The sequence below is a fragment of the Nitrospirota bacterium genome (genome assembly GCA_004296885.1).
In the GTDB taxonomy this organism is placed as follows: Bacteria; Nitrospirota; Nitrospiria; order Nitrospirales; family Nitrospiraceae; genus SYGV01.
In genome coordinates this window covers 195,915-218,673 of sequence record SCVN01000023.1, presented here as the reverse complement: position 1 = coordinate 218,673, position 22,759 = coordinate 195,915, and the positions used below count along the sequence as shown (strand labels likewise).

General features: G+C 60.8%; 26 protein-coding genes. 14 read left to right on the top strand and 12 right to left on the bottom strand.

Features of this window, described 5'->3' with window-relative positions; all coding sequences use genetic code 11:
- Positions 1–45: 45 nt before the first annotated feature.
- From tsf to EPO61_14125, 8 genes are all read left to right on the top strand, one after another.
- Positions 46–642 carry a translation elongation factor Ts gene (tsf, locus tag EPO61_14160; protein TAJ07115.1) on the top strand — a complete coding sequence of 199 codons (597 nt, stop codon included), beginning with the start codon at positions 46–48 and terminating at the stop codon, positions 640–642.
- Positions 639–1,364 carry a UMP kinase gene (locus tag EPO61_14155; protein ID TAJ07114.1) on the top strand — a complete coding sequence of 242 codons (726 nt, stop codon included), beginning with the start codon at positions 639–641 and terminating at the stop codon, positions 1,362–1,364. The genes tsf and EPO61_14155 overlap by 4 nt, the downstream gene beginning before the upstream one ends.
- A 17-nt stretch (positions 1,365–1,381) precedes the next feature.
- Positions 1,382–1,939 carry a ribosome recycling factor gene (locus tag EPO61_14150; GenBank protein TAJ07113.1) on the top strand — a complete coding sequence of 186 codons (558 nt, stop codon included), beginning with the start codon at positions 1,382–1,384 and terminating at the stop codon, positions 1,937–1,939.
- 21 nt (positions 1,940–1,960) lie between these two features.
- On the top strand, positions 1,961–3,103 hold the full coding sequence (gene alr, locus EPO61_14145) for an alanine racemase (protein ID TAJ07112.1): 1,143 nt from the start codon (positions 1,961–1,963) through the stop codon (positions 3,101–3,103).
- A 117-nt stretch (positions 3,104–3,220) separates the two neighbouring features.
- Complete coding sequence (locus EPO61_14140) at positions 3,221–3,997, top strand: ABC transporter permease (GenBank protein ID TAJ07433.1); 777 nt, start codon at positions 3,221–3,223, stop codon at positions 3,995–3,997.
- 20 nt (positions 3,998–4,017) lie between these two features.
- Entirely contained in the window at positions 4,018–4,830 is an 813-nt protein-coding gene (locus EPO61_14135) for an ATP-binding cassette domain-containing protein (GenBank protein TAJ07111.1), read from the top strand.
- Complete coding sequence (locus EPO61_14130) at positions 4,827–5,804, top strand: MCE family protein (protein TAJ07110.1); 978 nt, start codon at positions 4,827–4,829, stop codon at positions 5,802–5,804. Before EPO61_14135 ends, EPO61_14130 begins: the two co-directional genes overlap by 4 nt.
- 262 nt (positions 5,805–6,066) lie before the next feature.
- Positions 6,067–6,336 (top strand): hypothetical protein, encoded by a 270-nt coding sequence (locus EPO61_14125; protein ID TAJ07109.1) that lies wholly within the window; start codon positions 6,067–6,069, stop codon positions 6,334–6,336.
- Positions 6,337–6,777: 441 nt separating this feature from the next.
- On the opposite strand, the gene EPO61_14120 is transcribed toward EPO61_14125, so the two are convergent.
- Positions 6,778–7,086, bottom strand: a complete 309-nt coding sequence (locus EPO61_14120; protein ID TAJ07108.1) for an MTH1187 family thiamine-binding protein — start codon at positions 7,084–7,086, stop codon at positions 6,778–6,780.
- Between the two features lie 16 nt (positions 7,087–7,102).
- Positions 7,103–7,738, bottom strand: a complete 636-nt coding sequence (locus tag EPO61_14115) for a bifunctional precorrin-2 dehydrogenase/sirohydrochlorin ferrochelatase (GenBank protein ID TAJ07107.1) — start codon at positions 7,736–7,738, stop codon at positions 7,103–7,105.
- Between the two features lie 173 nt (positions 7,739–7,911).
- Here EPO61_14115 and EPO61_14110 point away from each other — a divergent pair, with 173 nt between their 5' ends.
- Positions 7,912–8,364: a hypothetical protein gene (locus EPO61_14110; GenBank protein TAJ07106.1), complete on the top strand. Its 453-nt coding sequence runs from the start codon at positions 7,912–7,914 to the stop codon at positions 8,362–8,364.
- 7 nt (positions 8,365–8,371) lie between these two features.
- On the opposite strand, the gene EPO61_14105 is transcribed toward EPO61_14110, so the two are convergent.
- Complete coding sequence (locus tag EPO61_14105) at positions 8,372–8,920, bottom strand: HNH endonuclease (GenBank protein TAJ07105.1); 549 nt, start codon at positions 8,918–8,920, stop codon at positions 8,372–8,374.
- 172 nt (positions 8,921–9,092) lie between these two features.
- Between EPO61_14105 and EPO61_14100 the strand changes: the two genes are divergently transcribed.
- On the top strand, positions 9,093–9,425 hold the full coding sequence (locus EPO61_14100; GenBank protein ID TAJ07432.1) for a Rieske (2Fe-2S) protein: 333 nt from the start codon (positions 9,093–9,095) through the stop codon (positions 9,423–9,425).
- 1 nt (position 9,426) lies between these two features.
- Here EPO61_14100 and EPO61_14095 read toward each other — a convergent pair whose 3' ends face one another.
- Both EPO61_14095 and EPO61_14090 read right to left on the bottom strand, forming a co-directional pair.
- Complete coding sequence (locus EPO61_14095; GenBank protein ID TAJ07104.1) at positions 9,427–9,924, bottom strand: hypothetical protein; 498 nt, start codon at positions 9,922–9,924, stop codon at positions 9,427–9,429.
- 7 nt (positions 9,925–9,931) lie between these two features.
- Positions 9,932–10,537, bottom strand: coding sequence for a hypothetical protein (locus EPO61_14090; GenBank protein TAJ07103.1), 606 nt, complete (start codon positions 10,535–10,537; stop codon positions 9,932–9,934).
- A 156-nt stretch (positions 10,538–10,693) separates the two neighbouring features.
- On the opposite strand from EPO61_14090, the gene EPO61_14085 reads away from it, so the two are divergent.
- The 3 genes from EPO61_14085 (at position 10,694) to EPO61_14075 (ending at position 12,174) form a co-directional block, all read left to right on the top strand.
- Positions 10,694–11,137, top strand: coding sequence for a gamma-glutamylcyclotransferase (locus EPO61_14085; GenBank protein TAJ07102.1), 444 nt, complete (start codon positions 10,694–10,696; stop codon positions 11,135–11,137).
- A 100-nt stretch (positions 11,138–11,237) separates the two neighbouring features.
- A complete protein-coding gene (locus EPO61_14080; protein TAJ07101.1) occupies positions 11,238–11,564 on the top strand; it encodes a (2Fe-2S) ferredoxin domain-containing protein in 327 nt (108 codons plus the stop codon).
- Between the two features lie 25 nt (positions 11,565–11,589).
- Positions 11,590–12,174, top strand: a complete 585-nt coding sequence (locus EPO61_14075; protein ID TAJ07100.1) for a MogA/MoaB family molybdenum cofactor biosynthesis protein — start codon at positions 11,590–11,592, stop codon at positions 12,172–12,174.
- Between the two features lie 5 nt (positions 12,175–12,179).
- Here EPO61_14075 and EPO61_14070 read toward each other — a convergent pair whose 3' ends face one another.
- The gene (locus EPO61_14070) at positions 12,180–13,112 is read right to left on the bottom strand and encodes a PhzF family phenazine biosynthesis protein (GenBank protein ID TAJ07099.1); all 933 of its coding nucleotides are present in this window, start codon (positions 13,110–13,112) and stop codon (positions 12,180–12,182) included.
- Between the two features lie 58 nt (positions 13,113–13,170).
- Positions 13,171–14,409, bottom strand: coding sequence for a hypothetical protein (locus EPO61_14065; GenBank protein TAJ07098.1), 1,239 nt, complete (start codon positions 14,407–14,409; stop codon positions 13,171–13,173).
- Positions 14,410–14,487: 78 nt separating this feature from the next.
- On the opposite strand from EPO61_14065, the gene EPO61_14060 reads away from it, so the two are divergent.
- Positions 14,488–14,733, top strand: a complete 246-nt coding sequence (locus EPO61_14060) for a hypothetical protein (GenBank protein TAJ07097.1) — start codon at positions 14,488–14,490, stop codon at positions 14,731–14,733.
- 97 nt (positions 14,734–14,830) lie between these two features.
- On the opposite strand, the gene EPO61_14055 is transcribed toward EPO61_14060, so the two are convergent.
- The 5 genes from EPO61_14055 to EPO61_14035 all read right to left on the bottom strand — a co-directional run bounded on the left by EPO61_14055 (position 14,831) and on the right by EPO61_14035 (position 22,471).
- On the bottom strand, positions 14,831–16,690 hold the full coding sequence (locus EPO61_14055) for a radical SAM protein (protein TAJ07431.1): 1,860 nt from the start codon (positions 16,688–16,690) through the stop codon (positions 14,831–14,833).
- Between the two features lie 83 nt (positions 16,691–16,773).
- Positions 16,774–18,681: a radical SAM protein gene (locus EPO61_14050; GenBank protein ID TAJ07096.1), complete on the bottom strand. Its 1,908-nt coding sequence runs from the start codon at positions 18,679–18,681 to the stop codon at positions 16,774–16,776.
- Positions 18,682–18,789: 108 nt separating this feature from the next.
- On the bottom strand, positions 18,790–20,055 hold the full coding sequence (locus EPO61_14045; GenBank protein TAJ07095.1) for a class I SAM-dependent methyltransferase: 1,266 nt from the start codon (positions 20,053–20,055) through the stop codon (positions 18,790–18,792).
- Between the two features lie 98 nt (positions 20,056–20,153).
- Positions 20,154–21,521: a glutamate-5-semialdehyde dehydrogenase gene (locus EPO61_14040; GenBank protein ID TAJ07094.1), complete on the bottom strand. Its 1,368-nt coding sequence runs from the start codon at positions 21,519–21,521 to the stop codon at positions 20,154–20,156.
- 113 nt (positions 21,522–21,634) lie between these two features.
- Entirely contained in the window at positions 21,635–22,471 is an 837-nt protein-coding gene (locus tag EPO61_14035; GenBank protein TAJ07093.1) for a hypothetical protein, read from the bottom strand.
- Between the last annotated feature and the right edge of the window lie 288 nt (positions 22,472–22,759).

The window sequence follows — 22,759 nt, the reverse complement described above, 5'->3', positions numbered from 1 at the left end:
GCCGACTGTCACTGTGTGACGATTACCAAGGGGAGCGCGAACGGCATGGCAGGCAATGCGACGTTAGTGAAAGAGCTGCGGGAGAAAACCGGCGCCGGCATCCTGGATTGCCAGAAGGCGTTGGTCGAATCCGGCGACGACATCGAAAAAGCCATTGAGCACCTTCGGCAGAAGGGCCTGGCCGCGGCCCAGAAGAAGGCCGGGCGGGAGACGAACGAGGGCATCATTTCCTCGTACATCCATCCGGGCAGCCGGATCGGGGTCTTGGTCGAAGTCAATTGCGAAACGGACTTCGTGGCGCGGAACGACGAGTTTCAGTCCTTCGTCCGGGATCTGGCGTTGCAGATCGCCGCATCCAATCCCTCCTTCGTGAAGCGCGAGGATATTCCGGCGTCCGTCGTCGAGAAAGAGAAGCAGATATACCTGGCGCAGGCCAAGGAAATGGGCAAGCCGGAACCGGCCTGGGCCAAGATCGTCGACGGCAAGCTCGAAAAGTTCTACCAGGAGAGCTGCTTGTTGGAGCAGGCCTTTATCAAGGATCCCACGGTCACGATCAAGGACCTGCTGGCGCAGAAAATCGCCAAGATCGGCGAGAACATGGCTATCCGGCGGTTTACGCGTTATCAACTGGGGCACGAATGAGTGCCGCCAAATACCGGCGGATCCTGCTCAAGATCAGCGGCGAGATTCTGGCCGGCGACCAGGGTTACGGTATTCAGCCGTCCGTGCTGGAAGGCCTGGCCGAGGAAGTGGCCTCCGTCGTGGCGCTGAATGTAGAAGTAGCGCTGGTCATCGGGGGCGGCAATATCTTCCGGGGCATCGCGGCCAGTGCCAGCGGGATGGAACGGGCCTCCGCGGATTATATGGGGATGCTTGCCACCGTGCTCAACGCGCTGGCGCTGCAGAATGCGCTGGAACGCAAAGGGGTCACGACCCGCGTCCAGTCGGCCATCGAGATGCGGCAGTTGGCTGAAGGATACATCCGCCGCCGGGCGATCCGGCATCTGGAAAAGAAGCGCGTCGTCATCTTCGCCGGCGGAACCGGCAACCCCTACTTTTCGACCGATACGGCCGCCGCCCTTCGCGCCATGGAGATCGGGGCCGAGGTGATCATGAAAGGCACCAAAGTGAACGGGGTCTTCGAAGCGGACCCGGTCACGAACCCGACCGCCAAGATGTTCACCGAGGTGCCGTTTCTGTCCATCATCAATAAAAACCTGAAAGTCATGGATTCGACGGCCGTCACGCTCTGCATGGACAACAACCTGCCCCTGATCGTCTTCAATCTGAAGGAACGCGGCAACCTGGCCAAGGTCGTGCGCGGGGAAAAGATCGGGACGCTCGTGACCGCCGGCAGCCGCTGAGGCGGAGGAAGAGGCTTATGTCGGGCGCCACGCACAAACAAGTCCAGGAACGGATGGAAGGGGCGCTGGAACATCTGAAACGGGATCTGGCCACCCTCAGGACCGGCCGTGCCTCCCTGGCTCTGCTGGACGGGGTGAAAGTGGACTACTACGGGACGTTGACGCCCCTCAAGCAGGTGGCCAATTTGGGCGTGCCCGAGAGCCGCTTGATCACCGTACAGCCTTGGGAGCCGGCCCTCATCAAGGAAATCGAGAAGGCCATCCAGGCCTCCGGGCTCGGGCTCACCCCCTCCAACGACGGCAAGTTGATTCGCATCCCGGTCCCATCCCTGACGGAGGAGCGGCGCAAGGACCTGATCAAGTTGTGCAAGAAGCATGGGGAGGAGAGCAAGGTCCAGCTTCGGAACATCCGCCGCGAGGGCAACGAGGAACTCAAGGGCCTGCACAAGGACGGCAAGTTGTCTGAAGACGACGTCCGCAAGGCGGAAGCCGAGATCCAGAAGGTGACCGATCAATACGTCCAGAAAGTCGACCAGACCCTCAAGAAAAAGGAGGAGGAGATCCTCGAAATCTGAGCGGGCTCGCGGTCCGCTTCGATCTCAGTAACCAGCGTGTCTCCCCTCACGACCGCACCCCCGACCATCGCTTCTGTCGATTTCTCTGCCCTGACGTCCAATCTGCGGCAGGCGCGGCAACTCTTGTCCCACGGTTGCGACATCCTGGCCGTCGTCAAGGCCGATGCCTATGGGCACGGCGCCGTCGCCATCACCAAGGCTTTGGCACAGCAAGGAGTAACGCGGTTCGCGGTCGCCACGATCCAGGAAGGGGCCCAACTTCGTGACGCCGGTATCCAGGCGCAGATTTTGGTCATGGGAGCTTTGCCTCCGGCCCAGCTCGCCGATCTGCTGGGCTATGCCCTGACGCCGGTCATTTACGAGTCGAGCATTGCGGCAGAGCTGGCGGCCAGGCTCGGCCGCAGGTCGAATCCCTACCCGGTCCATCTCAAGGTTGATACGGGGATGGGACGGCTCGGTCTCCTGTCGGAACAAGTATTGCCCCTGCTCCAATCCCCTGTCTTCCAAGGTCCGTTGCGGTTGGAAGGGCTCATGACGCATCTGGCCGATGCCGATAATGCCGATCCTGCCTATACCCAGATCCAGATCGAGCGGTTCCAAACGGTCCTGGCCGGGCTGCGTAAGGCCGGCCTCCCGGTTCCGCTGATCCATGCAGCCAACAGCGCGGCCATCCTTGGGCATCCGGCCGCGCACTTCAACTTGGTGCGGCCCGGCATCATGCTCTATGGGTACTCCACCGCTCCGCAAAGCGGCCAGGCGGAGACGCTGAAACCGGTCCTCTCCCTGCGCAGCCAGGTTGCGCAAGTCAGGAGTCTGGCGCAGGGCGACAGTGTGGGCTACAACCGATCCTTCGTCGCAAGCAGGCCTTCCAAGATTGCCGTCCTGCCGATCGGCTATGCGGATGGCTATAGCCGGGCCCTCTCCAACCGCGGGCATCTACTGGTGCAGGGCCGGAGGTGTCCGGTCGTGGGACGGGTCTGCATGGACATGACGTTGGTGGATGTGACGGACCTGCCGGACGTCCGCCCCGGCGACGAGGTGGTCGTGATCGGCCGCCAAGGGACCGACGCAATCCTGGCGACCGACCTGGCAGCCTGGAGCGGGACGATTCCCTACGAAGTCCTCTGCGGGATCGGGCCGCGGGTACTGCGGGTCTATTCCTGAACATCGCCTTGCTCCCAGCCCGGGCGATATCCTCCGGTGGTGTTCGTTGTTCGCGCCGGGCGGTTGCCCTATAATGGCGCGTGACAGGGGGCGGTGATGCAGAAAGACGGTGCGGTGATGCCGACCTCGTTCAATCTTGCGGCCAGGCTCTTCGATCTGCTCCTGATCGTGCAGGAGTTTACGATCCTTTGCGCCCAGACGGTCGCCGGGCTGGTCCGGCCTCCCTGGTATCTTCGAGAAATCATGCTGCAACTGGACCGGATCGGCGTCGGGTCCCTGTTCATCGTGATGTTGACCGGTTTGTTCACGGGCATGGTGCTGGCGCTGCAAGGCGCGGTGCAGCTGGAGCCCTACGGCGCGACGATGTACGTGTCCCGCCTGATCAGCGAAAGCGTCGTCCGGGAGCTGGGCCCGGTCCTGGCCGCCCTGATGATCGCGGGACGTGTGGGAACCGGCATCGCCTCAGAGATCGCGTCGATGCAAGTGACGGAACAGATCGACGCCCTCCGCGCGGAAGGCACCGATCCAATCAAAAAGCTGGCCACGACCAGGCTGGCCGCCTGTCTCATCATGATCCCCCTGCTGACGATCATCACGAACTGCATCGCGATTCTGGGCGGGTGGCTGGTCGCAAGGCTGTACCTGGCCATCGACTCTTATTTCTACTGGACCTGGGCGTTCGAAGCGATTCAACTCGACGACATCGTGCAAGGGCTGGTCAAACCCCTGGTCTTCGGATTCATCATTGCGATGGTGAGTTGCTATGCCGGATTTTCGACGAAGGGCGGCACGGCCGGCGTGGGTGTCTCCACCACCCAGTCCATGGTCTATTCGTCCATTTTGATCCTGGCCAGCGATTTTTTTATTACGAAGTTCTTCATGGCCTTTGCCTAAGCTAGAGGCGCGGGGCGACGATGATCGAGTATGCGAATGTCTGGCTGACGCTGGGGGATCGGCTGATCCTCAAGGACGTCTCGTTCGTGGTGCAGCCGGGAGAGACCAGGGTGATCCTGGGAGGCAGCGGGTCGGGCAAGACCACCCTGCTCCGGCTGGCGCTGGGCCTCTACCGCCCGGACAAGGGCGGGATCAAGGTAGCCGGGCAGGACATTACCGGCCTGCCGGAGCGTGACCTGTTTCAAGTCAGGCAACAGATGGCCATGGTGTTTCAGGATGCGGCCCTGTTCGATTCCCTCTCCGTCCGTGAGAATGTCGGCTACCGCTTGTGGGAACAGGGCCTGCTTTCCGACGAAGAGATCGAGCAGAAGGCGCTGGAAAGCCTGTGCTTCGTCGGGCTGGACGACATACTCGACAAGATGCCGGCGGAACTGAGCGGCGGCATGCGGAAGCGGGTCGGCATCGCCAGGGCCCTGGCCAGCGGGGCCAAGACTCTCCTCTACGACGAGCCGACCGCCGGCCTGGACCCGATCAATACCTGCGTGATCGGCCGGCTGATTCTCCGGCTCAAGACCATGGGCGTCACCCAGGTCGTCGTCACGCACGATTTGGATACCGCCTACCGGGTCGCGGACCGGATGATCTTGATCGTCAAAGGACGGCTGGCTTTCGACGGCACTCCGGATGAACTCCGGCGTTGCGAACGGCCGGAGGTGAGACAATTCCTCGACCCGAGCAGCATGCCGTCGGAATGGACGCCCTCGCCCAACTCGAATGGCATGTCCGATGAGTCGCTCGTGCGGCCGATTGCCACACCAAGGAGTGTGTCATGAACAGGCAGTCGCAGCTCCATTGGGCCCAAGTGAAGGTGGGCATGCTTGTGCTGGTGGCCCTGGCGATCCTGATCGGGGTGATCATGAACCTGGAGGAAGGGATGGGTCTCTTCGCCAGGCAGGTCAAGTTTCGGGCCACTGTGGTTCACACGCAGGGGCTCAAGGTCGGAGGCCCCGTGCGCATGAACGGGGTAGATATCGGCAATGTGCACCGCATCGCCATCGCGCAGGATTCTCCCAACGTGGACATTCTCTTCACGGTGCAGAAGGCCGTGGCGCCGCACATTCATCGGGATGCCAAGATCAGCATCAGACCGATGGGCCTGCTGGGGGACAAGTTTCTGGAGATCATGCCCGGCAGCCAGACCGAGCCGGCCTTGGCGCCTGGCAGCGTCCTGGTCGGCGAGGCCGAGTCGGACCTGACGAACCTTGCTTCCGGTGCGAGCGCTACGCTGGATAACGTCAATGCGGCATTGCGTGAAATGCAGAAGGTTCTCGTGCGGCTGAACGAAGGCCAGGGCACGGCCAGCAAACTGCTGTCCGATCCGGCTCTCTATGAACAGTCCAAGAAGGCGGTGCAAAACATCGAGATCGCCTCCGAAAAGGGCGTGGCCTTGCTGGAAAAAGTGGAGAAGGGCCAGGGCACGATCGGGCAGTTGATGACGGACAAGGAGCTCTATGTGCGGGCCAACCAGGCGGTCAAGGAACTGAACGCCCTGGCCGGCAAGCTCAACGATCAGAACGGGACCCTGGCCAGGTTGGCCGACCCGACCCTCTACAAGCGACTGGACAATTTGACCAGCAGGGGCGAGCAATTGCTGGCGAAAGTAGAAGGAAGCCAGGGCACGGCGGGCAAGCTGATCAATCAGGATGAACTCTACCAGCGGGCGGATAAGCTACTGACCGAAGTGGAGAGCCTGATCGAAGACGTCAAAAAGAACCCCACTAAATACTTCAAGTTTTCAGTGTTTTAACTGGCATCTCGAAAGAATCGCAGCAACTTCTTGCCAGTCCTCTTGCCGCTTGCGTCTAAAACATTCGCAGAATTTAGATAGCTCGGCTGACGAACGGCTGACAGCCTCGGCGGCGGCACGATGCGTTGATCTCAAACTGCACCCTCGCCCTTACTGTTGGTCGGTCGCCTCAACGGATGAGCGGAGCCTGGCGACCGGCACTCCTCCTGCTCTTGATGCTCCATCCCCGCCGTGCCGCCACCTCCCTGCCTAGCCGTTCCAGCTGAGGGGAGAGAAAGTAAACGGGGGACAGGTCGCTTGTAGACCTATCCCCCGTTCTGTTTTCTATAAATCCCTCTTGCATGTGAAGATCGCCGAGTTGAAGAGCCGGTGGTGGAGCAAGGCGCTGGCCTATCTGCGGCAGATCGCCGTGTGTCTCTGTCGTGAGATGACGGACTCCTCGTTCCCGGAGATCGGCCGGCACTTCGGGGGCAAGACTTGTTCGATAACTATGTGCGAGATGGCTATGTGCTTGGCTACCCAGCGGTTGTGAGGACGATAACTAGCTCGGGTCCAATCGAGAAGTTACCTGATGACCAAAGGGGAAAAGGCTGGCCTCCCAAACCAGCCAGCCGAGCACAATAACGATTCCTGTTGGGGAAGAATCTAATCTTGATGGGATTAGGAACAGGGACAGGCCTACAAGCGGCCTGTCCCTGCTCGTTCTTTTTTATTCTCGACGCGGGTGGAAGGGATGGGCACGAAGGCGTTCGGTCTGGCGGGCAAAGCAAGTTTAATAGCCAAGAGGGTGCAGGTCGCCGGGCTCCGGTCGTCCGTTGAGGCGACCTGCCAACGGTATGGTGCGGCTAGCTTGAGGAGATCATCGCATCAGGCCGACGCCTGAGTTGCCCGCCCTTTGTCACCCGTCTCTGTGCCCCATGGCTTGTAGTGAAGGGATGCCGACTGTCCTCCCGTCGCCAGCCGTTGCGATCTGCTAGGTCTTGAGCTTTCGCTTGAGCTTTTTCTCCACACTGGCGACTTTGCCGGCGAGGCGTCCCTTGTGTCCTTTGCGGTAATCCACCTTGATCGTGCAGGAGATGCGGCCACAGTCTTTCTTCATCCGTTCGTAACACTTGCGCACCACCCCGAACACCTCGTCCCACTCCCCTTCCAGGACCGTGCCCATCGGGTTGAGCCGGTAGTCCACCCCGCTCTTGTCGATGATGTCCAGGGATCGCGACACGTACTTGCCGACGCTCTCCCCTTTGCCCAGCGGGGACATGCTGAATTCCAAGAGGACCATGTATCGCTCCTTCCAATCAGGCTTGTTGTTGCCGGCGCGCATTGAGCCAGGCTTTCGGGTATTGAATGGTGCCGCTGAGCTTGAAGCCTTCGACGGCCTCGCGCAACTTGGCGCGACGTTGCTCCGCGTCCGGCTCGGCAGCCTTGGTTTCATCCCGGATGACGGCCAACCATTCCAGGAATCGCTCGAACTCCTCATCGAAGAGCTGCTCGCAATCCTGTCTGATTTTGCCGGCCAGGACCGGCGCCACGCCGCTGGTGCTGATGGCCAGGCGCAAATGACCCCGCTTGGCCACGGCGGGAAGCATCACCGTCGAGTGTTCAGGCTGGTCTGACGCGAGGAGCAGAAACCGCTCCTTCTGGGCCAGTTCGTAGAGGGAACGGGAAAAGTCCTGATCGTGCCTTAGGGTGTTGACGACGAGGAAGCAGCCCTGCGCGTCGGTTGAACGAAACAGCCGGACCCGGTGCAGGATCTTGGCGGTCGCCGTGAGTTTCCGAAGGTGGTCGTTCAAGGTGGGGCTGATCACCGTGACCTTGGCGCCGCTGTCCAAGAGGCGGTCCACCTTGTCGGAGGCTTCGTCATCGCCTCCCAAGACCACGCAGGACCGTCCTTTTACATCGAGTGAGACTTGAAACCCTGGATTGGCTGCCATTGCTCCTCCCTACCCATCATCTCAAGACCTGTATGCCCTCGTTGGTGCTTGCCGGCGCGTATCATACAACAGCCTCCCTGCCTGGAGGAAGCTCCCTTTCTATTCCCCGATCCGGCTTGTATAATGCGCCGCGTTGGCTGTTCTGGTTGGGTCTGACGTGAAGGAGGACGCAGGTGGCAGAAGGCACAATGCGGGTGATCGGGATGGCCGGCGGCGTGATTGCCCTGGCAGGTTTGGCCGCTTGGATGGGGCTGGCGCACGGGTGCGAAAAACCGTCGGGCAGCGGCGTGATTGCCGGACAGGTCACAATCGATCCGGCCTTGGCGTCAAAAGTCCGCCCGACGGACGTGCTGTTCGTCATCGTTCGCAGGCCGCAGGGAGCGCCCCGTCCCCTGGCGGCGAAGCGTATCGACAACCCGACGTTTCCGGTCTCGTTCGAAATTACCAATCAGGACGTGATGGCAAGCGGGTCGGAATTACGCGGGATGGTGGATGTGCTGGCTCGCATCGACCGGGACGGCCAGGCCGGGCCGCCGCAGCCGGGAGATTTGGAAGGGAAGTTTGCGAAGAATCCAACCTTGGTGGGATCGCGGGAAGTGGCGATCGTGATCGACAAGGAGTACTAAAGGAATACTAGCCTGCCTCCGGTGCGTCCGCCTCCAGTTCCAGGTTCCAGTACAGATAGTCCCGCCAGCTTTCCGGTGCGTTCCTGATGCCGATCGTGATCGTGATCACGGGATTCCAGCGCGGCTTGACCGGCCTCCGGATTAGCCGCATGCTGGCTTCGTCCGGCGTCCGTCCGCTCTTGCGGTTGTTGCAGCGCCAGCAGGCCGTGACGATGTTTTCCCAGGTCTTCTTGCCCCCCTTGGCGATGGGGACGACGTGGTCGAAGGTCAGGTCCTCGGTCCGGAATTTCTGGCTGCAGTACTGGCAGGTATAGCCGTCGCGCGTAAAAATATTAATACGGGAAAATTTGACCGCCCGGTGACTGTCCTTCAACTTGACCAGCTTGAGCAGCCGCATGACGGCCGGAAGCTTGATGGAGATCGAAATCCCCTGGATGTCCCGGTCGTACACTTCCAGGACTTCCACCTTCTCCTGCCAGAGGAGCGTAATGGCTTTTTTCCAGGTGACGACTCGAAGCGGTTCGTAGGTCGAGTTCAGTAGCAGCGTCAGTTCCATCTGTCCTCCTGGGTTACCCCGCAAGTCGACAGTGCCGAACCAAGGCTTTCACTGCTCTACTCTATGCCATAGTCCTGCTGTAAAATCAATCCCTTGGCACGTCCACGGCGGCTATGCACCTTGCAGCCTCCGCTCCGACTGGCTAGACTGGGCGGCCATTGAGGAGGCGATGATGGCTCAGTGGGTCAAGGTGGCGAAGGTGGACGAGTTGGCGCCTGGCGCTTGTCTCTCGGTTGAGGCCGAGGGGCGAGGCATCGCGCTTTTCAATGTCGAGGGAACGATCTATGCGTTGGATAACTGCTGTCCCCATGCTGGCGGCCCGCTGGGGGAAGGGACGTTGCAAGGCAACATCGTGACATGTCCCTGGCATGGCTGGCGGTTCAACGTCTGCACGGGCGAACGGCCGGAGAATCCTGTTTTGACGGTCAGCCGGTATGTGGTGCAGATTGTGGAGGGAGAAATTGTGGTGCAAGTCCCTCCGGAAACGGAAGGCATCGGGCCTTAACTCACAGGCCCGCCGGTCCGCCTCCGCGGAGCAGAGGGCCGGCAGCCCCAGGGGGCATGAGGTCTTCCGCGGGCATGGACATGGGCACGACGGACTGTTTCGTCAGGTCCACCTGCCACTCATAGTCCCGCTCGAACCAGCGCAGCCCTCCGCCTTGGCTCCCCTCCTCGCGGACAAAGACTTTCACCACATACAGGTCGTCGCGCTTCTTCTCAACCGTCCACTCACCCATGCGGACCCCTTTCCCGCGGGCCGCCATCCCTTGCACCCGCTCGGTGAGCGCCTGACGGAGCGTGGGGGCTTGCTTGGCCCGATGGGTTTGTACGAGCGCCATCGCCTCGGCGGCTCGCGGGTCGGCCATTGGGTTGGCCGTTGGGGGTTTCATCACCCAGTAGGCAAGGCCGCCGAGGACCAGCAGACCGACGGCAAGATAATGGAGCACCTTGCTGGTGGAGAATGAACCGGCCGCCTGAGTCGCGTCGCTGTGTTCCGGCTGCATCGTAGGGCTAGCGATGGCCGTGGCCTTGTCCGGCTACGACCTGCCGAGATCCCGGCTTGGCATGAGGCATTGGAAGATGGGAGAAGGAGTGGGCTTGAAACGCTTGCAGCTCCCGCAAACGCTGCTGCAATCCGCCTGGGCCAGGAGGGATCACCATCGAGCCGAATGGAAAACTCTGGCCGGGTCGTGAGCTGCCGAGCAAGGGAACACCCAGCGTCAAGGCCTGGCCCAAGGCGAGTTGATTGTTTGCTTGTTCCATCTGGCCCTGCAAGTCTGTCCGGGCCTCGCCGGGTGATTCGGTCGGCGGAGCCAGCCTCGCGATTTCGCTGGCCGGCGCCGACTCCTGCATACTTGATGCTGCGTTGCTGTTCATGGCTTGAGTGTGGTTGGAAGTCGAGGTCGAGGGCCGGTCCCTGAATTTATACGTCCAGACGGACGTGGATGGCATCGAGGGAGGGAGCCCGCTCAGATCATCCGTCAACACCAAGGTGCCGGATGAATCAATCCAGCTGTAGTATTCCGCAGTCCAGCCGGAAGCCGGCGTAACCGCCGCCCAGATCAAGAGCGAGGCCGGCAGGAGACCTCCGATCATCATGGCCCGGCGGATCCCCATGGAATCAGCTTAACTGCCTCTTCGAAGAAATGTCAACGCATCCAGCGGCAACATCAGGCCACAGCCCATACCGGCCTTGACAAGGCCGGAAGGCCTTGTGGTACAACTGCTTCTGCTTGCACAGAGCCCATCTGCGCGCCCACTCACGGCACAACCATGAAATTTTTCGTGTATGCGGACAATCTGAATCCGACCCAACTCAAGCGCCGGGCGCCCGAGCACCAGTTCGTCTGTAAGGCGTACCTGCCCGACCATGCTCTTCAGTTTTGCCGCTGGTCGTCCCAGTGGCGATGCGGATTGGCCAGCGTGGCTCCCTCCCCCGGCGAACAGGTCTGGGGCGTGGTGCTGGAGGTGACCGAAGAAGATCTCAAGCTGATGGACGAGTTCGAGGGCGAGGTGCCCGACGGGGCGTTTCGTCATCTGCAGGTCACGGTGGTGGGCGAGCAAGGGGAGAAAATGCTGGTGAACACCCATGTGGCCGCCCCCATCGGCAAGTTCAAGCCCAAGGAACATTATCTGGAGTGGGTGCTCAAAGGAGCCAAGTACTGGAAGTTGCCCGAAGAATGTATCGAGCGGTGGCGCTCGTTCATGCCGAAATGAGACGGCACACAGCTATCAGCAATTAGCCGTCAGTTCTTCTTCAACAAGCTGAATGCGGAGAGCTGAAGGCTGACAGTTTCTTGCAAACCAAGGAGACATAATGCCGAAGCCGAAATATCACATTATCGTCTGCACGAACACCAGGCCTCCCGGCCATCCCAAGCCCTCCTGCGGCGCGGCTGGCTCGCCGGGGTTGCTGATGGCGTTCAACATGGGCTTGATGGAGCGGGGCGTTCAGCCTGGCCAGGTGCTGGTCACCGGTTCCGCCTGCCTGGGGCCTTGCGAGCAAGGCCCGACCGTTGTGGTCTATCCGGACGGAACCTGGTACTCGCAGGTCAAGGAGGCCGACGTGCCGGCCATTCTGGATGAACATATCGGCAAGGGCCAGCCGGTGGCCAAGCTCAAACCGGACTCGGTCTGGGGCTGACCAGCTGTTCGGCGCTGCACGGGCGATGGGCAAGCATAGTCGCAAGGCTTCCAAGCCGAAGAAATCCTCCGGGCCTCGGCGTTCTGTGTCGCCGCAGGTCTCCCTTCCCTCCCATAAGGAACATAAGGAGCAGGCTCCGACCCGTGTCGGGTGCATGGTCATTACCTGCAGCGACACGAGGACGCCGGAGACCGATACCAGCGGATGGCTGATTCGGAAGGAGCTGGAGGGAGCCGGCCATGAGGTAGTGGCCTACCATCTCGTCAAAGACGAGCCGAAGCTGATCACCGCGCTCATTCAGCAGGCTGCGCGCAACAAGCACATCCAGGCGGTGCTCATCAACGGGGGGACGGGCATCTCCCGGCGCGATTCGACTTTTGAGGCGGTGGATACCCTGCTCGAAAAACGCCTGGTGGGCTTCGGCGAGATCTTCCGCTACCTGACCTATCAGGACATCGGCTCGGCCGCCATCATGAGCCGTGCGACCGCCGGCCTCTACAAGAACCGGATCGTCATCTCCACCCCCGGCTCCGAAGGGGCGGTCCGCCTGGCCATGGAGAAGCTCGTCCTGCCGGAGCTGGGGCACATGCTCCGCGAAATCACGAAGTAGTCCGGTTAGAACGTCAGCGTCCCTTGCAGGACCATGACCACCTGCCCGCCGACTTTCACCTCCTGAATCGCATCGTCGTCCGATTCCACCTGAATCATGATGCGCGAGGGGCGGTCCAGTTCATACCCCTGTTCGGCAATGATCGTGCTGGTCGGGCCCACATCCACCACTCCATTTTGCACGAGATAGGCCCCCAGGGCCCCGCTGGCGCTGCCGGTGGCCGGGTCCTCGGGAATGCCGATCGGCGGCGCGAACATGCGCGTGTGGACCGTGGACACCTCCTCCACCGTCATCGTGGTGAACACCATCATGCCGTTGGCGCCGTATCGTGCGCAGAGTTCGGTGATCGCGCTGGCATCGGGCTTGATCGAGCGGACCGCCGTGAGGGTCCTGACCGGCACGATCATGACCGGCAAGCCGGTCGACACCACCTCCACCGGCAGCTTCGTGCCGTCGATCTGCCTCTTGGTCAGGCCGAGCGCCTGAGCCACTTCGAACAAGTCTTGGACCGGCTCGATCGCCCCGAGAAACTGCGGCTTCGGCTGGGACATCACGACTCGGAGTATGGTCTCGTCGCGGACGTGGACCTCGACGGGAAAGAGGCCGATGTTGCATTCGTAGAGCAGGCGCGTCACCGGGCCCTTGAGAGACAGCCGCCCCAAGGTGGCGAGCACGAAGAAGGTCCCCAAGACCGGATGTCCGGCAAAGGGAATCTCCTGGGAGGGCGTAAAAATGCGCAGCTTGATGGCGGCGGCAGGATCGGTGGGCGGGAGGACGAAGACCGTCTCGGACAGGTTCATTTCCCGCGCGATTTGCTGGAGCTCATGGTCGCTGAGGTCGCTCCCGTCCGGAACGACCGCCACCGGATTGCCCCCGAAGGGCAAATCGGTGAAGACATCGGCTTGATAGAACTGGAGGCTGCGGCGATCCGGACTCATAGGTCGAGTCGTACTCTAGGTCAGGCGGCCACGCTTGTCAACGCCGCCAAGGCGTGGGTCAGGCCGGGACGGAGAGGGCTTCGTACGATTGCGCCAAGGGGTGGCGGAGGTAGTCTTCCACGTAGTTCTTCAGAAATCCGTTCCGGTACAGTTGCCGGTTGGCGAAGTTGGTGTCGATTTTGTGCAGGACTCTCACCTTGACGCCGGTTTTTTTTATGAAATCGTCCAGCGAGACGCCGGCGATGTCCCGATAGGGTCCGCGCCCCGACTGCATGACGCACTTGGGGATGTGGACGAGCTTCTCCTTGGTAATCCGCCTGGCGATATCGTCGAAGGTCAGGAGCACCGTGCAGTCCGAATCCCCGCCCAAGGTCGTATTCGGCACATAGAGGTACCGGGCCCGCCGCTTCCGGTACAGGTTCAGAATCTTGTAGACGCTGCCGGCCACGATGACCGTGTCTTTCTTCTCCAACTCCAGCTTGTCGAACTCATTGACGATGCGGCGACGGTTCAGGAAGGCGGTAATGTAAGCCTCCGTGTGAATGGTCGTCATATTCGGCAGGCCCAAGTCGTAGATGCGCCGGGCTTCCTGAGGCAATGCTTTCCGGCCCTGCCGCATCAGGTCCGCCGTCTCCGGTTTGATCCCGCGGACCGGGGTCAGGCAGCCCATCCAGAGGACGCACTTCTGATTGACCTCCGAAATCATCGCCGCATCCCTCGACATCGTCTGGTCGCCGAAGCTGTAGAAGTTGGCCGACGACACGGCCGGGCCGTCCAGGACCTTGAGCAAGTGTTTGACCGCCGGCGCATGGGGCATCAGCCGTTGCCGATAGTCTCCGAGCGTGATCACCGACAGCTCGAAATTGATCCGCCCCGGATATTGGGCGGCCAATTGATGGATCTTGGGCACGTGGACGAAGCCAACGGTGAAGAAGGTCAGGTTCTTGTCCGTGTGCTTGAGAAAATCCTCGACCCATTCCATGGCCTTGGGGTGCAGAAAGAGGTCGGTCCACTCCATGTACTCGTTTCCGCCCAGACACCAAAATTGCGCGGGATCGGTCGGCTTCTTGTTGAGGTAGTCGAGGATGTAGGCCCAGTCTTCCTGGGTGGTCTTGGGCGGCTCCAGGGTTTCACGGTAGGAATGGTCCGTCTCGTAGCAGAACTCGCACTTGACCGGACAGTTTTTCCCCAGGCTGATGGGGATCTTCCCCGCATCCATCTCCTGGTTGAGCACCTCGCGGTAATCCTTCCCCGCAAGGAGTTTGGCCGGCTGGAGGATGGGGAGCGGGCGGTTCATCGAATCTGGCCCTCATTGACAGAGGTGGAAAAGGTTTGTCAGACTCCCCGCTCACATATGGCGTAACCTGGAGCCAACGTGGCGCAAGAAGACATTATCCGGGCGTTGCAAACCTTCGGGCTGACGGAAAAACCGACACGAGAACAGCTGGAGGCGAGAAAGAAAGAACTGCTGGCGACCTGGCATCCGCACCGTTATGCCAACCTCACGAACAACCCGCGCAAGTACATGCAGATGTACAAGAAGGGCGAGGCCATGACGAAAGAAATCCAGGCGGCCTATAAAGTCCTGGCCGCCTGGCTTGAAGAAACATCCAAGAGCTGATGGCCGATGTAACAGAAAAGAGCATATGGCGTATGGCTTATGGCCGGAAGGTAGTCGGCTCCTGCTATATGCCATTAGCCATCGGCTCTTTTCTTCTCTATGAAACCGCGTGGCTGACCACGCGGGCCATGTCGCCTTCCTCCCCCCGCGCAACCGGCCAGGTGACGAGACCGGAAACCTCATCGCCGCTCTTCGTCTTCGCATAAATCTGCGGCAAGCAGTTCGTGCCGTACTTGGAAATGTAGAGGAAGACGTGTTCGCGGGCATTCACCCGCACGGCCCAGGGCTCGAAGTCGTTCTGATAGAACTCCTCGCAGAGCTGCATCGCGTCCAGGCAGGTCAGCCCGACCGGTTCGTTCAGCGTGTAATAATAATCCAGCGGCAGATCATAGTCGTCCTGCTTGTGGATCGTGATGCCGAATTGTTCCGGTTTGCGCACCATCGGCGTGTGTCGATAGGCCACGAAGTAGAACAGCTCCACCGAATGGATCTGCGGCTGGTTGTCCAGGACGAACTGCCTGGTCTCCAGCGCCTCGTCGCGGGTCTCCCCCGGGAATCCGTAAAACGCCATGACGTGGTTCCAGATTCCGACCTGGGCCGCGTCCTTGAGGTTGCGCGCGATGATAGACTTCTTGACGTGCTTGTCCATGAGGCCCAGCACCCGCTCGTTCGCCGACTCCATGCCGTAATAGAGGGTGCAGCAGCCGGCCTGAGCCGCGAGTTTCATGTCCTGTTCTTGCAGGGTTTCTTCGAAGCGGATCAACGTGGTCCACTTGATCCCGACGTTCTGCTCGACCAGCAGTTGGGAGACTTTCTTGAACAGGGCCGGCGGATAGGACTCGTCGGCAAAGAGAAAATGCTCGGCCTGGTATTTTTCCTTCAATGCCTTGACTTGGCGGACGACGTCCTGCGCCGGCAGCCCCCGGTACTGGTCGAAATAGCCCTGTCCGTGATCGCAAAACGTGCAGCGGCCCCAGTAGCAGCCTCTGGTGGCGAGGTACGGCAGGATGCGGACCGGCGAGAAATAATGGTCGAGGGGCAGCCCTTCAAAGTCCGGGAGCGGCAAGGCCGCGGTCTTCTCCGTATAGATTTCCTTGTTGACGTGGATGCCGGTTGCGTCCCGATACATGAGGTTCGGCACGGACTCGATGGCCCGTCCTCCGGACAGGGCCTCCAGGAGCCACAACAGTGCGTGCTCGCCCTCGTACATGATGGCCGAATCGAAGACCTCGGTGAAAAACCGTTCCTGCCGGGGCAGCTCTTCCTGCAGGCGGGTGATCACGTTGCCCCCGACCGTCACATGAATGTTTGGGAAGGCTTCTTTGACCATCTTGCAGAAGGTCAGCCCGGCCAGGAGCTGCATCTGCGTGCCGATCGAAACCCCCACCACGTCCGGCGCCTCCTTGCTCACTGCCGGAAGCACGAGTTGCCGGCAGATATCCCGATACACATTCACCTGGTCGTCATCCAGGCAAGCGAGGACTTCGCGCGAGACGCCGGGCCGATAGCCGAGATTGCTCTCCATCGGATAGAAGACGATCGATGCCGGATAGTAGGCGGCCGAGATGTACTGCATCACCTGGCGGAAGGTATTCAGGGCCCATTCCAGCTTGTCCGCCTGGTAGAAGGCCTCCCCGCGCACAATGGATTTGGCCCGCTGGGCCTGTTCGATGAGCTCGAAGACGTCCAGATCGACCTTGGCGGTCAGGCAAGCTTTGTGCTGGGTTTCCGCTTCCGTCAGCCAGGCGTGTTTGGCCTTGTCCTCCAGGGCGCGAAGCTGCGAAGCCATGCGGGTCTTGACCCAGATCAGGAAGGAGTCGCTGAAGAAGTGGTCGTACATCTCGATGTTGATGTCCTTCTGCACGACCTCATGCCCCTGTTCACGCAGCACCGCGGTGAGGCTGGGCAAGGCCAGGTAGGGCGCCGTCGGCACCCATTCCGGGGGGAACAGGAGCATGGTCTTCAGCTTGCGGGCGGGAGCGGTATGCGCCTGCGCCGCGCTGGGCATGGTGCCGTCAATGTGCAGCAACGTGCTCATGCTCAACAGACTTTCGCTTCCAGCGACGGGGGCGATCCGGAGCCGGCCTTCGCCGCGTCGAATTGGAGCGCCGGCAATGTGCTCAAGCCGAACCGGGCGACGTAGAGGAAAATATACTCCCGAATGAAAATCCGCAGGTCCCAGTTGGACGGATGGTTCCGCTCGAACTCCTCGAAGACCTGCTCCGCTTCCTCGATGCTGAGCCCCTGCTTGACCGTGTAATAGTAGTCCAGCGCCAGGTCCCACTCGGGGTTGACATAGGGTGTCACGCCCCACTTTTCGGGATTCTTGGCCACCGGCGTGTGGCGGCTGAGATCGAACGTGCCGAAGCCGACGGAATGGACGATGTCCTTGTTCTTGGCCAGGAACCGGATGGAGTCCAGCGCTTCCTCGCGGGTCTCACCGGGAAATCCGAAAAAGCCCATCGCGTGATTCCAGATGCCCGCCTTGGCCGACAGTTGGAGGCTGCGCGTGATCACGTCCGTCGTCGTCGCCTTGTCCATCAGCTTGAGCACCCGCTCGTTGCCCGACTCGTAGCCCACGTGCAGGTACTTGAGTCCCGCCCGCTTGGCGTCCTCCCACACCGGTTCGTCGAGCAGGCTTTTCTCGTAGCGCATGTGGGTCGTCCAAGCGATGTCCATGCGGCGCTCGATCAGCCCGCGACAGAGCTTGCGGAACAGGGCCGGCGGATAGGATTCGTCGGTAAAGTGGAAATGCCGGACCCGGTGCTTGTCGCGTAACTGCTGCACCTCGTCCAGAATCTGCTGAATCTTCTTCGTCCGGTAGCCGGCCGTGTAGCCCTCGCCGTGGTCGCAGAACTCGCAGCGGCCCCAATAGCAGCCGCGCGTCGCCAAATAGGGCAGAATCTTGTCCGGCAGAAAGTACTTGTCCAGCGGCAGGCCATCGAAATCCGGCGGCGGCAATGCCTCCATGTCTTCCGAGTAGGTCAGCGTCGAGGTGTGCACCCCGGATGCATCGCGGTAGAGCACATTGGGGACGCCGTCCAGGCTGCGCCCCGCCCCCACCGATTCGACCAGTTGCAGGAACGCCGTTTCCCCTTCATAAAAGACCGCGCTGTCGAAATAGGCGAAGAGCGGCGACTGGGGCAGCAGGTCGCGCAAGCGCGTCACCGTGTTGCCGCCGATCGTGACGTGGATGTCGGGGAAATGCTGCTTGATGAGGGCGCAGAAGGTCATGCTGGAGAAGAGCTGCTGCTGGAGCACGATCGAGATGCCGATCACGTCCGGCCGTTCGGCCTCGATCGCCGGTTTGACCAGGTGCTCGAATACGTCGCGATAGACGTTGACCTGCTGATCCTGCACGGCGTCCATGATCTCGGACGAAACGTAGACTTTATAAGAGAGATCGGTCTCCATCGGCGGCATGCAGATGCGGGCCGGCGCATAGACGAGCGAAATGGCCGCGGTAACCTCGCGAAACGTATTGACGGCCCATTCGAGCTTGTCGATGTCGTAGAAGTCCTGGCTGCGGACGATGCGTTTGGCCTCTTCGGCCTTGCGGGCCAGCTCGGCGATCCGTTCCCGCGTGAGGTCGCAGAGGGCCAGTTGCAGGTCCCGTTCCCATTCTTCCAGGGCGCGCTTCTTGGCGAGCTTTCTCAGCCGGTCCAACTGCTGGGGCACCCGCCGCAGCACCTTCTTGAGGAAGTCCTCGCTGAAGTACCAGTCGTACATTTCCAGATTGACGTCTTTCTGGACGACGGTATGGCCGGCGGCACGGAGCACGGACGTGAGCGTGGGCAAGCTGAGGTAGGGCTCGGAGGGATACCAATCAGGCGGAAAGATCAACAGTACTTTGACCTTTCGCCCGCCGGCTGCCTCCTCGGAGGTTCGCCGATGAAGTTGTATCAATTCCTCGGAGGCTTGCGTCCCCTTGGAGTATTGCACGCGCATGGGAGAGAGTCCCCAGCCCGGAATGTTGGGTCATTCTAGGCGGTGCACGCGCCCCTGGTCAAGGCCTTTGATTTTCATGGACTTGCACTGAGAAGGCGGCTCCTAGGGTTACATGTCTGGCTGTTGGGGAAGCAGTTCTGCATAGTAGGCCTCCAGCAGGGCCGCCCGAGCCGGCTCGACCAGGACCAATTGGCGGTGGTCAAGGGTCGTGGCTTGGTAGAGGTACCTGAGTCCGTCTGACTCGCCGAGTTCGACGTGAACCTGAGCGCCGGTGGGGGCCGTAAAGGTCTGTTCGCGGCGGATCAGGCGGTCCGGCAGACCCAGCCAGACCGACTCAGCCGAAGCCTCGTGATTTTCATAGAGGGGGGCCTGGGAGGTGGCTGGAGCCCTGGTGGCTGAGGCCCGCACCTGCGCGAGCAACTCTGTAACGGACGCAATGGCTTCTCCCCGCTCTTCCGGGGTTTCATCCCAGGGCTGGGCTTCGTTTCCGGGATGGCCCTCGCCCGATGCCCCTCCCCGGCCCGTCACATATAAGGGCCCGTCGTCCGAGACCTCTTCGATGATCCGATACCGCAGCGGCAGCGGAGGCTTGGCCAGGATCAGGCCGCGGGCGGCGAGGGCGCGCTGGAAGGGAACCCGCCTCGCCAATTCGCGGGTCTTCTCAAAAGCAATGAGCAGCCCCTCCTGAGCCAGGACGGCACAGAGCCGGTCGAGCCTGAGCCCCAATCCGGTGCGCTGTTCAAACGCCTCTTGGGGACCTGTCCCAGGCGGACGTTCGAATGTCGTCCAATCCCGGCTCGGCAGGCCCGGCTCCCCCTCGGCTTGTAAGAGAGCATGAACCGAAAGGATCACATCGAAGGGGCCGGGAACTGGTGCCCGTTCGATATCCAGGGATTCAAATCGGACGTTCGTGAGTCCCAAGGCCTGGGCCCGCTCTTGCGCGGCCTTGACCGAGGCGACGGAGCGATCGAGCCCCACGATCATCAGGCTCGGAAAGACCTTGGCGTAGAAGGTCGTCAGCACCCCGACCCCGCAGCCGAAATCCAGGACCGTCCCCTGCGCCGGACCTTCGGCGGACAACAGGGCGGCGATCAGCGGGCCGACGGTTTGATACAGTTCATAGCGTTGGCTGTACAGGACCGGCAGGATAGACGGATCGGCCGCCAGATCGTAAAACGCCGTTTCCAGATCGGCTCGCTGGGGCTGGGCCTGTTTGGCTTCCACTGCCCGATGGAGCGATGTCAGCTGGCCCGGCGACAGAGTCTCCTGCTGCCACTCGAAGTAGACTCGGTCGGACTCGACATGCCGCAATCCCCACCAGGCAAGGTGCTCGGCGAGTCCGGTTTGCAGAGAGTGGAGGTCTGGGCCGGTCATGGTGACGGGAGAGCAATCAGCCTTCAGCTATCAGCTTATGATGAGGCGTTTGTCGGGGCTCATTTCGAAAAAGCTGACTGCTGATCGCTGACAGCTTCTTACGAGGGCCGTTTCAACATGATCGCGTCTTCATAGGTCACCGGCACCGGATGGGGGTGACGGAGTTGGCCTGTGCCCATGACCACATATTTCTGGCACGTGAGTTCGTCCAACGACACGGGCCCGCGCGCCGGCAGCTTGGTGGTATTGACGCCCAGCCCCCCGCCCAATCCGAACTCCTGCCCGTCGTGCAGTCGCGTGGAGGCGTTCACCAGGACCGCGCTCGCATCCACCTCGCGGATAAAGCGCATCGCCGAGGTATAGTCGCGGGTCACGATCGTATCCGTATGGCCGGGACCATATTGCGCGATGTGGGCCAAGGCATCGTCCATATCCGTCACGACCTTGAGCGCCAACGTCTTGGACAGAAATTGTTTTCCCCAGTCGTCGTCCGTGGCGGCGATGAGATTCATATAACCGGGCAAGGCGAAAGACCCGGTCATGGCGATCGTCTTAGGGCAGCCCCGCACTTCCACTCGAAACTCGTCCAGCAAGCGCCGAATCAGGGCGGACAAGAGCGACCGAGCCACGGCTTGGTGGACCAGCACGCAGTCCACGGCGTTGGGTGCGGTCGGCTGCTGCGCCTTGGAGTTCACCACGATGTTCTGGGCTAGCGGCAGGTCCGCATCCCCGTCGATATAGACATGGCTTACGCCCACGTCCTGACCCAGCACCGGTAGACGGGTCTGCTCGATGACCGTCCTGCGCAAGCCGGCCCCGCCCCGAGGGAGGATCGCGTCCAGATGCTTGTTGAGCCGGAGCAGCTCCAGCGCCGCGTCTTTTTCGTTGCGTTCCACGAAGGTGATGCCCCCGGCCGACACACCGGCCGCCTCCGCCGCCTCGCGCAGGATGGTCGCCACCCGGGCGCCGGACTTGGCCCATTCCGGGCCTCCGCGCACCAGGCTGACGTTGCCCGCCTTCAAGCAGAGCGCGATGCACTCGGTCGTGACCGGCGGCCCTCCGTCGGAAATGATCCCGATGACGCCCAACGGCACGCGCATGCGGCTGACCTGCATTCCGTTGGGTTGGCGCCAAAGCTTGGTCATCTCTCCGACCGGGTCAGGCATATCCGCGACCTGGCGCAAGGTCTTGGCCATCTCCTTGACGGCATCCTCCGCAAAGCGGACCCGATCCACGGCTTCTTTCACCGTGTCCCGGTTGGTGTCACCGGTCAGGCTCTTGCCCACCGCTTCCGCATCCAGCCGGTTGTCTTCAAAAATAGCTTCTTCTTCCGCCTCCAAGCGGTCGGCCATGGCTAACAAGGCCTTGGTCTTGACGGAACCGGATACGAGCGCCATCGCCCGCGCCGCCTCTTTCGCTTTTTTGGCGAGGGCCGCCACATACATCTTGACCGGAACTTCAACCATGGTGTCCTCGTGAAACGTGAAGTGCCTGACCGTGGCGGGACTATAGCACGCAGTTTTCAGGCCAGTCAAAAGAGTGGGATGTCTCGGCTGAGAAGGAAGGGAGGGCGAGGCGCCTAGTCAATGTTCCCTGCTGGCGGGCCGTCCTGATTTGATGCAGGGCCAGCCATGCCTTCATCTGTTGCATCGGCTAGCTCTTCTTCAGGGTCTTGAAGATCATTGCCGTCTGCATCTCCTTGACCCTCTGTCTTAGCGCTTTTCTTTTTCTTTTTTCTGGCCTTGCGTATTTTAATATCCTCAGTCAGGACCTCAGGGTTAAGTAGGCGCCGAAGTGAAGCAGCAACATCGGTTAACTCCAAGCGCACCTCTGATTTACGGTGCAAATCTCTCCGGAGAGCATTCAAGACTTCTTCAGTAAAAAGAGCCTTAACGAGTGACGCGGGGCTTAATGTTTTCTTGTGAGCCCAGAAGTCTTCCAGTCCTTCACTGACTAAGCTCTCACGAGAGAGAAGGTGCAAGCATCTCCACGCCTCTTCAAGGTCGGATTCGGGAGCGAGATCAACTTCAAAAGCAAGGTCATGTTCAATTCCACCCGCATCGAAGGTTAAATGGTACAGTCTCCAGGAGATGCCATTGGTCAGGACTACCCATGGAATCCCAGACCGTGACGCATAATTTCCTGCTTGCTCAATATGCCTGTCTGCCAGCGGTAAGGGCATGGCTTTTGCTTCCACAAGGAATCTAACCTGCCCTCCGATCTTTACGGCGATATCACAATAGCGATCTCGTACTTGGAATTCTTTTGTAATCTCTGAAAACAGATCATATCCCAACACATCAGTGAAAAATTTAGTGAGGTACATGACCGTATCTGCTTCATTGATGCCTCGCTGGCGGCCGTCCTGAAAGACCTGGGCATACTGTTGAAGAGATCTCTTCACTCCCTTGTCCATCACCCGCCTCCACTTTTAGTTAAGATCCAGTGCAGGTCAGCCCTCGACTCAGGTTACCTGCTTATAGTCCTCTCTCCTAATACTGTCAATAATCCTAACTTGGATGCTTCCGTGAGCCGGGCGGGAGGTTTGTCGCCTATCGCCGGAGGGGGCGGGACACAACTAGCCGTTGCGCGCGTCCTTGCTCTTTGCAGGCAAGGGAGAAGCCTGCACTGTCTGAGGCCGTTCCGGCCGAGTTTGCAGGATTCCAGCGCGCAAGGCGTAGTTGGGTGCACCCGGAGGCGTCTA